The organism is Pseudomonas sp. S30_BP2TU TE3576 (assembly GCF_050436025.1).
Taxonomy (GTDB): Bacteria; Pseudomonadota; Gammaproteobacteria; order Pseudomonadales; family Pseudomonadaceae; genus Aquipseudomonas.
In genome coordinates, this window is the sequence record NZ_JBNDLK010000001.1 from 3,913,767 (window position 1) to 3,928,236 (window position 14,470).

The window sequence follows — 14,470 nt, forward strand, 5'->3', positions numbered from 1 at the left end:
ATAAGGTTCGAGGAGTTGGTGATGAAAGTTCGTGCATCGGTGAAAAAGCTGTGCCGTAACTGCAAGATTATTCGCCGCGAAGGTGTTGTTCGAGTAATTTGCAGCGCGGAACCGCGTCACAAACAGCGCCAAGGCTGAGTGTGATTGTGCTTCAAGCCCGGCAGCTAGTGCGCTGCCGGGTTGATTATTTGTTATTACAGCGATATTATCTCGCGCCCTATTTCTTGGCTTCCGGGGCGTAGGTAGCTGTCAATTGGAGTCCCACTGAATGGCCCGTATTGCAGGCGTTAACATTCCAGATAACAAGCATACTGTTATCTCGCTGACCTACATCTATGGTGTTGGTCGCACTACTGCACAGAAAATTTGTGCAGAGACTGGGGTAAACCCAGCAGCAAAGATCAAAGATCTGAGCGACGAGCAGATTGAACAGCTGCGTGGCGAAGTGGCGAAGTTCACCACTGAAGGTGACCTGCGTCGCGAAATCAACATGAAAATCAAGCGCTTGATGGACCTCGGTTGCTATCGCGGTCTGCGTCATCGTCGCGGTCTTCCAGTGCGCGGTCAGCGTACCAAGACCAACGCGCGTACCCGTAAAGGTCCGCGTAAGCCGATCCGCAAGTAATCGCCCCAGCGAATCGACAGGAATTTAATCATGGCAAAACCTGCTGCTCGTCCTCGTAAAAAAGTTAAAAAGACAGTGGTTGATGGCATCGCCCACATCCATGCATCTTTTAACAACACCATCGTGACCATTACCGACCGTCAAGGTAACGCTCTTTCCTGGGCTACCTCCGGTGGTTCGGGTTTCCGCGGTTCCCGCAAGTCCACCCCGTTTGCTGCTCAAGTAGCTGCTGAACGTGCTGGTCAAGCTGCGCTGGAATACGGCCTGAAAAACCTCGACGTAAACGTCAAAGGTCCAGGTCCAGGTCGTGAATCCGCAGTCCGCGCTTTGAACGGCTGTGGCTACAAGATCGCCAGCATCACCGACGTGACGCCAATCCCGCACAACGGGTGCCGTCCGCCGAAGAAGCGCCGCGTGTAATCCAGGAGATTGTAAAGAATGGCTCGTTACATTGGTCCAAAATGCAAACTCGCTCGTCGCGAAGGCACCGATCTCTTCCTGAAGAGCGGCGTGCGCGCGATCGAATCGAAGTGCAACATTGAAGCAGCACCTGGTATCCACGGCCAACGCCGCGGTCGCCAGTCCGACTACGGCACCCAACTGCGTGAAAAGCAGAAGGTTCGTCGTATCTACGGCGTTCTCGAGCGTCAGTTCAGCGGCTACTACAAAGAAGCTGCTGGCAAGAAAGGTGCAACCGGTGAAAACCTGCTGCAACTGCTCGAATGCCGTCTGGACAACGTTGTATACCGTATGGGCTTTGGTTCGACTCGTGCCGAATCCCGTCAGCTGGTATCGCACAAGTCGATCAGCGTAAACGGTCAGACCGTTAACGTTCCGTCCTACCAGGTTCGTGCTGGTGACGTGGTTGCTGTTCGCGAGAAAGCAAAAAATCAACTTCGCATTGTCCAAGCTCTCGATCTGTGTGCCCAACGTGGCCGCGTAGAATGGGTAGAAGTAGACACTGAGAAGAAGTCGGGCGTTTTCAAGAACGTTCCAGCTCGCAGTGATCTGTCCGCCGACATCAACGAAAGCCTGATTGTCGAGCTCTACTCCAAGTAAGGGCTAGAAAATAGGTGCATCCATGCAGATTTCGGTAAATGAGTTCCTGACACCCCGCCACATTGATGTGCAGGTTGTCAGTCCAACCCGCGCCAAGATCACTCTCGAGCCTCTCGAGCGTGGTTTCGGCCATACCCTGGGCAACGCGCTGCGCCGCATCCTGTTGTCCTCAATGCCCGGCTGTGCAGTAGTCGAGGCCGAGATTGACGGTGTGCTCCACGAGTACAGCGCCATCGAAGGTGTACAGGAAGACGTAATTGAAATCCTGTTGAACCTTAAAGGTCTGGCTATCAAGCTGCACGGTCGTGACGAAGTTACGCTGACCTTGTCGAAGAAGGGTTCGGGGGTGGTTACCGCTGCCGATATTCAGCTGGATCATGATGTCGAGATCGTTAATCCCGATCACGTAATCGCTAACCTGGCGTCTAACGGCGCCCTGAACATGAAGCTCGTAGTAGCTCGTGGTCGTGGTTATGAACCGGCAGACTCGCGTCAGAGCGATGAAGACGAAAGCCGCAGCATCGGTCGCTTGCAGCTTGACTCTTCGTTCAGCCCGGTTCGCCGTATCGCATACGTGGTGGAAAACGCCCGTGTCGAGCAGCGTACTAACCTGGACAAGCTGGTTATTGATCTGGAAACCAACGGTACTCTGGATCCTGAAGAGGCTATCCGCCGCGCTGCAACCATCCTGCAACAGCAGTTGGCTGCGTTCGTCGACCTCAAGGGTGACAGTGAGCCAGTGGTTGTCGAGCAGGAAGACGAGATCGATCCGATCCTGCTTCGCCCGGTTGACGATCTGGAACTGACTGTACGTTCGGCTAACTGCCTTAAGGCGGAAAACATTTACTACATCGGTGACCTGATCCAGCGTACCGAAGTGGAACTGTTGAAGACTCCGAACCTGGGCAAGAAATCCTTGACTGAAATCAAGGACGTTCTGGCCTCCCGCGGTCTGTCCCTCGGCATGCGCCTCGACAACTGGCCGCCTGCAAGTCTTAAGAAGGACGACAAGGCGACTGCCTGATCGTCGTAATCACCGAACGTAGTGTTTGGTAAGGAATGAACCATGCGTCATCGTAAAAGTGGTCGTCACCTGAGCCGCACCAGCTCGCACCGCAAGGCCATGTTCCAAAACATGGCGGTGTCGCTGTTCGAGCACGAGCTGATCAAAACTACTCTGCCAAAAGCCAAAGAACTGCGCCGCGTTGCCGAGCCGCTGATCACTCTGGCCAAGACAGACAGCGTTGCTAACCGTCGTCTGGCTTTCGACCGTACTCGTTCGAAAGCTATCGTTGGTAAGCTCTTCAACGACCTGGGCAAGCGTTACGCTACCCGTGAGGGTGGCTACCTGCGCATCCTCAAGTGCGGTTTCCGCGCTGGCGACAACGCGCCTATGGCGTACGTCGAGTTGGTTGATCGTGCTACTGCCGGCGAAGCTGTATCCGCCGAGTAAGACGTCAGTCTGAAACAAAGAACCGGGCCTAGTGCCCGGTTTTTTGTGCCTGTAAGAAACGCACCGTTTGTACAAGCGTCTCCTTCGTCCACATCGTCATTATGTGATGGGGATGATCATTAGTTTTTATCTATCGATGCCTGCAAGTTAATGAATTTGTAGGTGTAACGTTGATGATCAATACTCCTTCTCAGCCGATAGCCGGCAGTTCAAGACCGACAGAGGAAGGAAGATCGCATGAGCCAAAACAAAACGCTTACCACCGCCAGTGGCGCTCCTGTTGCCGATAACCAGAATTCCCGTTCCGCCGGCCCTCGTGGCCCGCTGCTGCTCGACGACTTTCATCTGATCGAGAAGCTTGCCCACTTCAACCGTGAAAACATCCCTGAGCGCCGTGTGCACGCCAAAGGCTCGGGTGCCTACGGTACGTTCACCGTGACGCGCGATATCACTCAATACACCAGCGCAAAGCTGTTTGAGGCAGTCGGCAAGCAAACCCCGACTTTCCTGCGGTTTTCCACCGTGGGTGGTGAGCGTGGCTCGGCCGATACCGAGCGTGATCCACGCGGGTTTGCCTTGAAGTTTTACACCGAGGAAGGCAACTGGGACATCGTCGGCAACAACACTCCCGTGTTCTTCATTCGCGATCCACTTAAGTTTCCGGACTTTATCCACACCCAGAAGCGTTTGCCGCAAAGCAACCTGAAAAGTGCCCAGGCGATGTGGGACTTCTGGTCGCATTCGCCCGAGGCGCTGCATCAGGTCACCATCCTGTTTTCCGATCGGGGTATTCCTGACGGGTACCGCCACATGCACGGCTTCGGCAGTCACACCTATAGCCTGATCAGCGCCCAAGGTGAGCGTCACTGGGTGAAGTGGCACTACAAGACCCAGCAAGGGATCAAGAACCTTGCTCCTGCCGAGGCAGCGCGTCTGGCGGGTACAGATCCGGATTACGCCCAGCGTGACTTGTTCAATGCCATCGAGCGCGGTGATTTCCCGAAATGGCGCGTGTGCATTCAGCTCATGAGCGAGGCTCAGGCGGCAGCGCACTACGAGAATCCGTTTGATGTGACCAAAACCTGGTCGCAAAAAGAGTTTCCACTGATTGAAGTCGGAGAGCTGGAGCTCAATCGCAACCCGCAGAACTACTTCGCGGAAGTCGAGCAAGCGGCGTTCGGCCCCAGCAATATGGTACCCGGCGTTGGTCTGTCGCCGGATCGCATGCTGCAGGGGCGGGTATTCGCCTACGCGGATGCTCACCGCTACCGTGTCGGCACCAACCACCAACAGTTGCCAGTCAACGCTCCGCGCAGTCAGGTCAACACCTATCAGCGCGATGGCTCGATGGCCTTTGGCAGCAATGGCGGTGCGGCGCCGAACTACGAGCCAAACAGCTACGTAGAATCGCCGAAGCAGGCACCTCGTTACGCAGAGCCCGCATTGGCCCTGAATGGTGCCGCCGATCGTTACGACCACCGCGAAGACACTGATTACTACAGCCACGCCGGCGCGTTGTTCCGCTTGATGACTGAGGAGCAGAAATCACTGCTGGTCAGCAACATCGCCGGTGCGATGGCGGGTGTGTCGAGTGATGTGGTTGACCGCCAGTTGCAGCATTTCTACAAGGCTGACCCGGCGTATGGAGAAGCAATCGCAAAGCTGCTCAACGTACAGCTTAACGAAGTCTAAATGAGAAGCAGAACCGCCCTTGTTTGGGCGGTTTTTTGCGTTATTTAAGCTGCTTTTCTCAGAATATCTTCGCTTTTATTGCGTCTGGCGAGTGACGATAGGGACATGTTGGTTCAAACTACAACTTTCAAGCAGGGAGATGTAGGGCGATGCAAGGCCACCCAGATGTGATCGATTACCTCAACACGTTGCTGACCGGCGAACTGGCCGCGCGTGATCAATATTTCGTCCACTCGCGGATGTATGAGGACTGGGGTTTCACCAAGCTCTACGAACGAATCAACCACGAGATGGAAGAAGAAGCCGGGCACGCCGATGCCCTGATGCGCCGGATTCTGATGCTCGAGGGTACGCCGCGTATGCGTCCTGATGATCTGGATGTCGGCACCACCGTTACCGAGATGCTTGAAGCGGATTTGCGTCTGGAATATAAGGTCCGTGCTGCGCTGTGCAAAGGCATCACGCTCTGCGAGCAGCACAAGGACTATGTCAGTCGCGAAATGCTGCGGGTTCAATTGCATGACACCGAAGAGGATCATACCTACTGGCTCGAGAAGCAGTTGGGTCTGATCAAGTTGATCGGGCTTGAGAACTACCTGCAATCCCACGCCTGATTCAGCGGATACAAAAAAGCCCCTGTCACTGACGAAGTGACAGGGGCTTTTTCATGGGTCCCGGTTAAGCCCGGTCACGCTCCAGCAGTGGCTTGAGGTAGTAGCCGGTGTGAGATTGCTTCATCTCGGACACTTCCTCCGGCGTGCCGACGGCAATGATCTGCCCGCCCTTGGAACCACCCTCTGGACCCAGGTCCACCAGCCAGTCGGCGGTCTTGATCACGTCCAGGTTGTGTTCGATCACCACCACGGTGTTGCCGTGGTCGCGCAGTCGATGCAACACGTCCAACAGTTGCTGAATGTCCGCGAAGTGCAGCCCGGTGGTCGGTTCATCGAGGATGTATAGGGTTTTACCGGTATCGCGCTTGGACAGCTCGCGGGAGAGTTTCACCCGCTGGGCTTCACCGCCCGACAGCGTGGTCGCCGACTGCCCCAGCTTGATGTACGACAGGCCGACGTCCATCAACGTTTGCAGCTTGCGTGCCAGTGCCGGTACGGCATCGAAGAACTCCCGCGCTTCCTCGATGGTCATCTCGAGGGTTTCGTGGATGCTCTTGCCCTTGTACTTGATCTCCAGGGTTTCACGGTTGTAACGCTTGCTCTTGCAGACATCGCACGGCACATAGATGTCCGGCAGGAAGTGCATCTCTACCTTGATCAGGCCGTCGCCCTGGCAAGCCTCACAGCGTCCACCCTTGACGTTGAAGGAGAAACGTCCCGGCCCGTAGCCTCGGGAGCGGGACTCCGGTACGCCCGCGAACAACTCGCGGATCGGTGTGAACAATCCGGTGTAGGTCGCCGGGTTGGAGCGCGGTGTGCGACCGATCGGGCTCTGGTCGATATCAACCACCTTGTCCAGGTGCTCCAGGCCCTTGATGCTGTCGTGGACGGCTGCCTCAAGCGTCGTTGCCCCGTTCAACGCCGTGGCGCTCAAGGGGAACAGTGTGTTGTTGATCAGGGTCGACTTGCCTGAGCCGGACACGCCGGTGACACAGGTCAGCAGGCCAATTGGAATCTCCAGGTCGACATTGCGCAAATTGTTGCCGCGCGCGCCCTTGAGCGACAGCGTCAACTTCTTGTTGCGCGGTGTGCGCTTGGCCGGGACTTCGATCTTCACCCGGCCCGACAGGTATTTGCCCGTCAGTGAGTCCGGGTGCGCCATGACCTCGGCCGGTGTGCCTTCGGCGACGATATGCCCGCCGTGCACGCCAGCACCCGGGCCGATGTCCACTACGTAGTCGGCCAGGCGAATGGCGTCTTCGTCGTGCTCGACCACGATCACCGTGTTACCGATATCGCGCAGGTGCTTGAGGGTGCCCAGCAGCCGGTCGTTGTCGCGCTGATGCAGGCCGATAGAGGGTTCGTCGAGGATGTACAGGACGCCCACCAGACCGGCGCCAATCTGGCTGGCCAGACGGATGCGCTGGGCCTCGCCACCGGACAAGGTGTCGGCACTGCGATCCAGCGACAGATAGTCGAGGCCGACGTTGACCAGGAACTGCAGGCGTTCGCGGATTTCCTTGAGGATCTTGTCGGCAATTTCGCCACGGCGACCGGTGAGCTTGAGCCCGCCGAAATAATCGGATGCATCACCAATCGGCAGGTTGGTCACTGCCGGCAGGGTTTTCTCGCCAACCCACACGTGTCGCGCCTCACGGCGCAGGCGGGTGCCGCGGCAGTCCGGGCACGACTGGGTGCTGAGGAACTTGGCCAGCTCTTCGCGCACCGATGCCGATTCGGTTTCGCGGTAGCGGCGCTCCAGGTTTGGCACGATGCCTTCGAACGGATGCGAGCGTTTGACGATGTCGCCACGGTCGTTCAGGTATTTGAAATCGACGTTTTGTGAGCCGCTGCCTTGCAGGATGAATTTCTGCTGGTCGGCGGGCAGTTCGTTGAACGGCACTTCCAGGCTGAACTTGTAGTGCGAGGCCAGCGAGCCGAGCATCTGGAAGTAATAGACGTTGCGCCGGTCCCAACCGCGAATCGCCCCTTCGGCCAGGGTCAGTTCGCCATTGACCAGGCGCTTGATGTCGAAGAACTGTTTTACCCCCAGACCATCACAGGTCGGGCAGGCGCCGGCCGGGTTGTTGAAGGAGAACAGCTTGGGTTCCAGTTCGCTGATGGCGTGGCCGCAGATCGGACAGGCGAAGCGTGCGGAGAAGATCATCTCTTCACCTGGCTCGTCGTCCATCGGTGCCACCAGGGCGATGCCGTCCGCCAGCTTCAGCGCGGTTTCGAAGGATTCGGCCAGGCGTTGTTGCAGGTCGGCGCGGACCTTGAAGCGGTCGACCACGACATCAATGGAATGTTTTTTCTGCTTGTCGAGCTTGGGGGCTTCGTCCAGCTCGTAAAGCTTGCCGTTGATCCGGGCACGGACGAACCCTTGGGCGCGCAGTTCTTCGAAGACCGACAGGTGCTCGCCTTTGCGCTCGCGGATGACCGGGGCCAACAGCATCAGTTTGCTGCCCTCCGGTTCGGCGAGGACCAGGTCGACCATCTGGCTGACGGTCTGCGCTTCCAGCGGAATGTCGTGGTCCGGGCAACGGGGAATACCCACGCGTGCATACAGCAAGCGCAGGTAATCGTAGATTTCGGTAATGGTGCCGACCGTCGAACGCGGGTTGTGCGAGGTGGACTTCTGTTCGATGGAGATCGCCGGCGACAGGCCTTCGATGGTGTCGACGTCGGGTTTTTCCATCATCGACAGGAACTGCCGGGCGTAGGCCGAGAGCGATTCGACGTAGCGGCGCTGACCTTCGGCGTACAGGGTGTCGAACGCCAGGGACGACTTGCCGGAGCCGGACAGGCCGGTGATGACGATCAGCTTGTCCCGTGGCAGGGTCAGGTCGATGTTCTTCAGGTTGTGGGTTCGAGCCCCACGAATCAGGATCTTGTCCAAGGTGGCCTCGCTTGGCGGGCGTCGAAAACGTAGGAGTATACGGCCAAATACTGGATGGATGCACACTATCAAACGAGAGGGTTACTGTCTTACATGAAGAGTGTGTCAGCAATGCGCGTCAAAGCGTCGCGATATACCCCGCCAATCGATGGGGCTGGTAGAATCGGCGCCGGTTCACATGAGGTTTTTCCATGCACGATCCCCACAGCGAGCGCATGAGTGGCGGCGAGACCCGCGCAGCAAGCGGTCTGGCCCTGGTGTTCGCCTTCCGTATGCTTGGCATGTTCATGGTGTTGCCGGTACTGGCGACCTATGGGATGGATCTGGCCGGGGCTACGCCGGCCCTGATCGGGCTGGCGATTGGCGCTTATGGCCTGACGCAGGCCGTTTTCCAGATTCCGTTCGGTTTCATTTCCGACCGAATCGGCCGTCGCCCGGTGATTTACCTTGGCTTGATCGTCTTTGCTCTCGGCAGTCTGCTGGCCGCCAATGCCGATTCGATCTGGGGCGTGATCGCCGGGCGAATCCTGCAGGGCGCCGGGGCGATTTCCGCGGCGGTCATGGCCTTGCTGTCCGACCTGACCCGCGAGCAGCACCGGACCAAGGCCATGGCCATGATCGGCATGACCATCGGCCTGTCATTTGCGGTGGCCATGGTGGTCGGCCCGCTGCTGACCCGTGCCTTCGGGCTGTCCGGGCTGTTCCTTGCCACGGGCGGCATGGCGCTGTTCGGCATCGTGATTGTGATGTTCATGGTGCCGCGCTCCACCGGCCCGTTGCAGCACCGCGAATCCGGTATCGCGCGCCAGGCGCTGATCCCGACACTCAAGCATCCGGATCTGCTGCGTCTGGACCTGGGCATTTTCGTGTTGCACGCGATGTTGATGTCCAGCTTCGTCGCCTTGCCGCTGGCGCTGGTCGAGAAAGCCGGGTTGCCCAAAGAGCAGCACTGGTGGGTGTACCTGACCGCGCTGCTGATTTCTTTCTTCGCCATGATCCCGTTCATTATCTATGGCGAGAAGAAACGCAAAATGAAACGAGTTTTACTCGGCGCCGTCGTGACGTTGATGCTCACTGAGCTATTCTTCTGGCAGTTCGGCGATAGCTTGCGGGCTCTGGTGATCGGTACGGTGGTGTTCTTCACTGCATTCAATCTGCTGGAAGCTTCGTTGCCATCGCTGATCAGCAAGGTTTCACCGGCAGGCGGCAAGGGCACGGCGATGGGGGTTTATTCCACCAGCCAGTTCCTCGGCTCGGCACTGGGGGGAATCCTCGGTGGCTGGCTGTTCCAGCATGGCGGTCTGTCGGTTGTGTTCCTCGGATGCGCCGGTCTGGCTGCCCTCTGGCTGGCCTTTGCTGTTACCATGCGCGAACCTCCCTACGTCACAAGCCTGCGCTTGCCGTTGTCGCCCGAGGCGATCCGCGAAGCGGGTCTGGTCGAGCGCCTGAAGGCGGTCGTAGGGGTAACAGATGCAGTCATCGTCGCAGATGAGGCGGCGATTTACATCAAACTGGACACCGAACTATTGGATCGCACCACCCTTGAGTGCCTGGTGAACAACCCGGCCGGGGCAGCGTGCGTAGCCTAGGAGAACGTTATGGCCCGTGGGGTTAACAAAGTCATATTGGTCGGCACTTGCGGCCAGGATCCCGAAGTTCGCTACTTGCCTAACGGTAATGCCGTGACCAACCTGAGTCTGGCGACCAGCGAACAGTGGACCGACAAGCAAACCGGTCAGAAAGTCGAAAAGACCGAATGGCACCGTGTGTCGATGTTCGGCAAAGTGGCGGAAATCGCTGGCGAATACCTGCGTAAAGGTTCGCAGGTTTACATCGAAGGCAAGCTGCAGACCCGCGAGTGGGAAAAAGACGGTATCAAGCGTTACACCACCGAAATCGTGGTCGACATGCAAGGCACCATGCAACTGCTGGGCGGCCGTCCACAGGGCGACCAACAGGGCCAGGGCGGCGGTAACAACTACCAGCAATCCGCTCCGCGCCAGCAGGCTCCGCGTCCACAGCAATCGGCACCGCAGCAGTCGCGCCCGGCGCCACAGCAGGCAGCTCCTCAGCCGGCTCCGGATTTCGACAGCTTTGATGACGATATTCCGTTCTAAAGCAGCTGCTAGCCTCAAGCTACAAGCAGCAAGCTGACAAAACAAAACCCGCGCTTCGGTCTGAAGTGCGGGTTTTTTATGGGCGGTGAGATTTAGTTGCAGACTCAGGCCGCGATGAACTCGTCGGTCGAGACCACGCTGGCGTAAGCAAAGGCCAGGGCCGCCATGAACGCCGCATGAACCTGCGCCGCCGGAACCGTCACGCCATTGAATTCCAGGTCACGGGTCGCGCAGGCATCGTGGATCACGGTGACCTTATAGCCAAAATCTGCCGCCGCACGGGTGATGCCATCGATGCACATGTGGCTCATGCTGCCCACGATCACCAGCTCCTTGATGTCTTGCTCGTCGAGGATCGATTTCAGCCCGGTTTCGCGAAATGAATTGACGAAGTGCTTGAGCACCACCGGTTCGTCGGCGCGGTTGAGGACTTTGGGGTGCAGCTTGGCGCCTTCGGAGTTCGGGGTAAAAAACGGCGCCTCTTCGGAGGTGAATTCGTGGCGGATGTGCACCACCGGATCCCCCGCGTCGCGGAAGGCCTTGATCAGGCGTGCGGCGTTGTCTGCGGCGGCGTCGGCACCGACCAGTGGCCACTTGCCTTGGGGGAAGTAGTCGTTCTGGATATCGACTACGATGAGCGCTTGCCTGGCCATGACTGTTTCCTCGAAATGTGTGTTGGATGTGGAATGAAGTATTGGCTCTGGCAGGCGATCCGGGGATTGGCCGTACCGACAATAGAAGGGGGAAAACTGACAATGGATGCAGAAAGGGCAATCGCCGAACTGGGTGTGCTGATCTATCCCGGCGCGCAGATGGCGGCGGTGCATGGGTTGACGGATTTGTTCGGGGTGGCGAACCGGATCGCCGCCGAGCATCAGTCTGCGCAGTTGCCGCTGCTGCGGGTCAGTCATTGGCAGGTCGAAGGCGATCAGGCGCCGGTTCGGGTCTTCGACAGCCATCCTGGCCCGGAGCGTGCCTTGGTGGCCGTGTTGATTCCGCCGTCGATTGCCGGTTTTTCCGAGGACAAGGCGCCACAGGGACTGATCCACTGGTTACGCCAGCAACATGCCTGTGGCGCGACGCTTGGCGGGGTTTGCGTGGGGTCTATCCTGTTGGCCGAAAGCGGTCTGCTCGACGGTCGCAGCGCCACCACCCACTGGACTTCGGCCAAAACCTTCGCCGAGCGTTATCCGGCGATCAGGCTCAAAGCCGATACGCCGATTGTCGATGACGGCGACCTGATTACCAGCGCCGGGCTGATGGCGTGGTCCGAACTGGGTTTGCGTCTGGTCAACCGGCTGCTGGGGCCGAGCATCGCCACCCACACCGCACGTTTTCTGGTGGTGGAGCACAGCGACAGCGCCAGTGAGTGCGGCAGCAACTTTGCGCCGATCCTCAGTCATGGCGATGCCCCGATCCTCAAGGTGCAACACTGGCTGCAAAGCACCGGGGCAACCGATGTGTCGCTGGCGGCGATGGCCGAAAAGGCAGGGCTGGAAGAGCGCACCTTCCTGCGCCGCTTCCGCGCAGCCACCGGGCTCAAACCCACCGAATACTGCCAGCATCTGCGAGTCGGCAAGGCCCGGGAAATGCTCGAATTCACCAACGGCACCATCGACCACATTGCCTGGGCGGTGGGTTATCAGGACCCCGGCGCGTTTCGCGCGACGTTCAGGAAAATCACCGGGCTGGCGCCGAGTGATTATCGGACGCGGTTCGGGGTGAGCCCTGGATCGGTTGCACGGTAGTCGCATCACCTCGATTCCCTGTGGGAGCGAGCTTGCTCGCGATAGCGATGTTCCAGACACATCAATGTTGAATGTCATGCCCTCATCGCGAGCAAGCTCGCTCCCACAGGGTCTGGGGTGTGGGCTGGAGTCGTGCAAAATGCCGGCATATCAAAGGGCATCGTGCAGAATAAAACAGGCCCCATGCCATCACGTTTTACCCAACCGGCTGATTTGAAAACAGTTTCCCTGTACTGCAGCTTGGCCTGATCTCTGCACCCCCTCAGCTACATTCATCAAGCGTCGATTGAAGGGGGATGCATGACCCCGACAAACTGCAAGAAACTGGTGGTCGCCCATTCGGTGCTCGCCGACGCGCCGCTGCATGAAGTCGAAACCAACCGTGCGCTGGCCCGTTGGCTGGCGCAGATTTTGCGGCTCAAGTACGGCGGCAGCTACGACCCGCAGTTGCACGACGGGCGGGACCTCTATCTGTTGCCGACCCAGACTCTGGTGGGTGCTGCAGCTGCCCGGCAACTGGGGGTCAAGGGGCCGGAGGATTTGTGGGGCGGTTATGTCGACCACGACTTCATCTGCACCAAAGCCATCAGTCACGGCTTGTTGAACCGCCATGCCCAGGCACCGCCAGGCTGGGCGCCGTTGTTTTCCGAGCGGGTGCGTAGCGTAGTGCTGGATGGCCTCAGTGTGTTTTCCGTGAAGGATGCACGACCGGCGGCGGAACATTTGTTATACGCCGGGCCGATCCGCCTGAAGCCGATTCATGCCTGCGCCGGGCGCGGTCAGGAAGTGATCAAGAGCCTCGACGAGTTCGATGAAGTGCTTGCCAGGCCGGAGGCTGAGGCTGCGTTCAGCGAAGGCGTGGTGCTCGAACAGGATCTGGGCCAAGTGATCACCCACAGCGTTGGCCAGAGTTTTATCGGTAACAAGGTACTCAGTTACTGCGGTGATCAATACCTGACCGAGGACGCTCAGGGTGAACAGGTGTATGGCGGGTCCAATCTGCTGGTGGTGCCGGGTGGCTATGACCAATTACTGACGCTGGATCTGCCGGAAGACGTGCGCCTGGCGATCCATCAGGCACAGGTTTTCGACAAGGCGGCGGATGAAGCCTATCCGGGTTTTTATGCATCGCGACGCAACTACGACATCGCCCAGGGCGTTGGCAGCAACGGCCAGCGGCGCAGTGGCGTGCTCGAACAGTCCTGGCGCATGGGCGGTGCCAGTAGCGCCGAGGTGGCGGCCCTGCAGAGCTTCGTCGACGATCCGGGAGTACGCGCGATTCGTGTGTCGTCGGTGGAGTCCTACATCGATCGGCCGCTGCCGGCAGACGCCATCGAGGTGTACCGCGGGCCGGCGCAGACCAATGACTTTCTCCTCAAGTACGTGACGGTTGAATCCTATGACGGCTAGAAGCGAATCCATTCAAATCGACATAGACAATGAACAGATGAGCGGGACTTTTCTGAGTCCCAAATCGAAGGTCCCCGGCGTGCTCTTCGTGCACGGCTGGGGCGGTAGTCAGGAACGGGATCTGGAACGCGCCAAAGGTATCGCCGGGTTGGGCTGTGTGTGCCTGACCTTCGACCTGCGCGGGCACACCGGCGGCACCGGTGGCACTGGCATTCCATTGTCCCGGGTGACCCGGGAAGACAATTTGCGTGATTTGCTGGCGGCCTATGACCGTTTGCTCGCGCACCCGGCCCTCGATACCTCGGCGATTGCCGTGGTCGGCACCAGTTACGGCGGTTATCTGGCCGCGATTCTGACCTCGCTCAGGCCCGTTCGCTGGCTGGCGCTGCGGGTGCCGGCGCTGTATCGCGACGAGCAATGGCACACGCCGAAACGCGATCTGGACAAGCTGGATCTGCGCGATTACCGAAGCACCCTGGTGTGCGTCGACAGCAATCGTGCCTTGCATGCCTGTTCGCTGTTCACCGGGGATGTGCTGTTGGTGCAGTCGGAGACCGACGACTACGTACCCCACGCGACGATCATGAGTTACCGCGCGGCGTGCCAGCAGACTCACTCGCTGACCCACCGCATCATCGACGGTGCCGACCATGCCTTGAGCGACCCGGTTTCACAGCAGGCTTACACCTCGATTCTGGTGGACTGGATTACCGAGATGGTGGTGGGGGAGCGGTTGAGCATTATTCAATCGTCCTGAGATTTGCGCTGTGCTTGCGGACGCCTTCGCAGGCAAGCCCGCTCCCACAATGTCTGCAAGTGTTCACAAAGAATGTGTTCATCACCGATCAACTGT

Annotated in this window: 15 protein-coding genes; 13 read left to right on the top strand and 2 right to left on the bottom strand. The window is 58.6% G+C overall.

Annotation, left to right across the window (positions count from 1 at the left end):
- Positions 1–21: 21 nt before the first annotated feature.
- The 8 genes from rpmJ to bfr all read left to right on the top strand — a co-directional run bounded on the left by rpmJ (position 22) and on the right by bfr (position 5,443).
- Complete coding sequence (rpmJ, locus tag ABIA48_RS17820; RefSeq protein ID WP_002555468.1) at positions 22–138, top strand: 50S ribosomal protein L36; 117 nt, start codon at positions 22–24, stop codon at positions 136–138.
- A gap of 130 nt (positions 139–268) precedes the next feature.
- A complete protein-coding gene (gene rpsM, locus ABIA48_RS17825; protein WP_009045849.1) occupies positions 269–625 on the top strand; it encodes a 30S ribosomal protein S13 in 357 nt (118 codons plus the stop codon).
- 30 nt (positions 626–655) lie between these two features.
- The gene (gene rpsK, locus ABIA48_RS17830; protein WP_002555466.1) at positions 656–1,045 is read left to right on the top strand and encodes a 30S ribosomal protein S11; all 390 of its coding nucleotides are present in this window, start codon (positions 656–658) and stop codon (positions 1,043–1,045) included.
- Between the two features lie 18 nt (positions 1,046–1,063).
- Positions 1,064–1,684: a 30S ribosomal protein S4 gene (rpsD, locus tag ABIA48_RS17835; protein ID WP_003176404.1), complete on the top strand. Its 621-nt coding sequence runs from the start codon at positions 1,064–1,066 to the stop codon at positions 1,682–1,684.
- 22 nt (positions 1,685–1,706) lie between these two features.
- Positions 1,707–2,708, top strand: a complete 1,002-nt coding sequence (locus ABIA48_RS17840) for a DNA-directed RNA polymerase subunit alpha (protein WP_007970428.1) — start codon at positions 1,707–1,709, stop codon at positions 2,706–2,708.
- 42 nt (positions 2,709–2,750) lie between these two features.
- The gene (gene rplQ / locus ABIA48_RS17845; protein WP_007970429.1) at positions 2,751–3,137 is read left to right on the top strand and encodes a 50S ribosomal protein L17; all 387 of its coding nucleotides are present in this window, start codon (positions 2,751–2,753) and stop codon (positions 3,135–3,137) included.
- Positions 3,138–3,374: 237 nt separating this feature from the next.
- Positions 3,375–4,829, top strand: a complete 1,455-nt coding sequence (locus tag ABIA48_RS17850; RefSeq protein WP_429490283.1) for a catalase — start codon at positions 3,375–3,377, stop codon at positions 4,827–4,829.
- Positions 4,830–4,978: 149 nt separating this feature from the next.
- Positions 4,979–5,443, top strand: coding sequence for a bacterioferritin (gene bfr, locus ABIA48_RS17855; RefSeq protein WP_007984427.1), 465 nt, complete (start codon positions 4,979–4,981; stop codon positions 5,441–5,443).
- 64 nt (positions 5,444–5,507) lie between these two features.
- On the opposite strand, the gene uvrA is transcribed toward bfr, so the two are convergent.
- The gene (gene uvrA / locus ABIA48_RS17860) at positions 5,508–8,342 is read right to left on the bottom strand and encodes an excinuclease ABC subunit UvrA (protein ID WP_429490285.1); all 2,835 of its coding nucleotides are present in this window, start codon (positions 8,340–8,342) and stop codon (positions 5,508–5,510) included.
- 191 nt (positions 8,343–8,533) lie between these two features.
- Between uvrA and ABIA48_RS17865 the strand changes: the two genes are divergently transcribed.
- Positions 8,534–9,931: an MFS transporter gene (locus ABIA48_RS17865; protein ID WP_429490287.1), complete on the top strand. Its 1,398-nt coding sequence runs from the start codon at positions 8,534–8,536 to the stop codon at positions 9,929–9,931.
- Positions 9,932–9,940: 9 nt separating this feature from the next.
- Entirely contained in the window at positions 9,941–10,459 is a 519-nt protein-coding gene (locus tag ABIA48_RS17870) for a single-stranded DNA-binding protein (protein ID WP_007984430.1), read from the top strand.
- A 104-nt stretch (positions 10,460–10,563) separates the two neighbouring features.
- On the opposite strand, the gene ABIA48_RS17875 is transcribed toward ABIA48_RS17870, so the two are convergent.
- Complete coding sequence (locus ABIA48_RS17875; RefSeq protein ID WP_007984431.1) at positions 10,564–11,112, bottom strand: cysteine hydrolase family protein; 549 nt, start codon at positions 11,110–11,112, stop codon at positions 10,564–10,566.
- Positions 11,113–11,214: 102 nt separating this feature from the next.
- Here ABIA48_RS17875 and ABIA48_RS17880 point away from each other — a divergent pair, with 102 nt between their 5' ends.
- The 3 genes from ABIA48_RS17880 to ABIA48_RS17890 all read left to right on the top strand — a co-directional run bounded on the left by ABIA48_RS17880 (position 11,215) and on the right by ABIA48_RS17890 (position 14,374).
- Entirely contained in the window at positions 11,215–12,207 is a 993-nt protein-coding gene (locus ABIA48_RS17880) for a GlxA family transcriptional regulator (protein ID WP_429490289.1), read from the top strand.
- A gap of 300 nt (positions 12,208–12,507) precedes the next feature.
- On the top strand, positions 12,508–13,617 hold the full coding sequence (locus ABIA48_RS17885) for a DUF3182 family protein (RefSeq protein ID WP_429490291.1): 1,110 nt from the start codon (positions 12,508–12,510) through the stop codon (positions 13,615–13,617).
- Positions 13,607–14,374, top strand: coding sequence for an alpha/beta hydrolase family protein (locus tag ABIA48_RS17890; protein WP_429490292.1), 768 nt, complete (start codon positions 13,607–13,609; stop codon positions 14,372–14,374). The genes ABIA48_RS17885 and ABIA48_RS17890 overlap by 11 nt, the downstream gene beginning before the upstream one ends.
- Positions 14,375–14,470: the final 96 nt, after the last annotated feature.

What these genes read in the sequence shown, in the direction of transcription:
- rpmJ (WP_002555468.1), top strand. Translation starts at nt 22, where the DNA reads ATGAAAGTTCGTGCATCGGTGAAAAAGCTGTGCCGTAACTGCAAGATT.
- rpsM (WP_009045849.1), top strand. Translation starts at nt 269, where the DNA reads ATGGCCCGTATTGCAGGCGTTAACATTCCAGATAACAAGCATACTGTT.
- rpsK (WP_002555466.1), top strand. Translation starts at nt 656, where the DNA reads ATGGCAAAACCTGCTGCTCGTCCTCGTAAAAAAGTTAAAAAGACAGTG.
- rpsD (WP_003176404.1), top strand. Translation starts at nt 1,064, where the DNA reads ATGGCTCGTTACATTGGTCCAAAATGCAAACTCGCTCGTCGCGAAGGC.
- ABIA48_RS17840 (WP_007970428.1), top strand. Translation starts at nt 1,707, where the DNA reads ATGCAGATTTCGGTAAATGAGTTCCTGACACCCCGCCACATTGATGTG.
- rplQ (WP_007970429.1), top strand. Translation starts at nt 2,751, where the DNA reads ATGCGTCATCGTAAAAGTGGTCGTCACCTGAGCCGCACCAGCTCGCAC.
- ABIA48_RS17850 (WP_429490283.1), top strand. Translation starts at nt 3,375, where the DNA reads ATGAGCCAAAACAAAACGCTTACCACCGCCAGTGGCGCTCCTGTTGCC.
- bfr (WP_007984427.1), top strand. Translation starts at nt 4,979, where the DNA reads ATGCAAGGCCACCCAGATGTGATCGATTACCTCAACACGTTGCTGACC.
- ABIA48_RS17865 (WP_429490287.1), top strand. Translation starts at nt 8,534, where the DNA reads ATGCACGATCCCCACAGCGAGCGCATGAGTGGCGGCGAGACCCGCGCA.
- ABIA48_RS17870 (WP_007984430.1), top strand. Translation starts at nt 9,941, where the DNA reads ATGGCCCGTGGGGTTAACAAAGTCATATTGGTCGGCACTTGCGGCCAG.
- ABIA48_RS17875 (WP_007984431.1), bottom strand. Translation starts at nt 11,112, where the DNA reads ATGGCCAGGCAAGCGCTCATCGTAGTCGATATCCAGAACGACTACTTC.
- ABIA48_RS17880 (WP_429490289.1), top strand. Translation starts at nt 11,215, where the DNA reads ATGGATGCAGAAAGGGCAATCGCCGAACTGGGTGTGCTGATCTATCCC.
- ABIA48_RS17885 (WP_429490291.1), top strand. Translation starts at nt 12,508, where the DNA reads ATGACCCCGACAAACTGCAAGAAACTGGTGGTCGCCCATTCGGTGCTC.
- ABIA48_RS17890 (WP_429490292.1), top strand. Translation starts at nt 13,607, where the DNA reads ATGACGGCTAGAAGCGAATCCATTCAAATCGACATAGACAATGAACAG.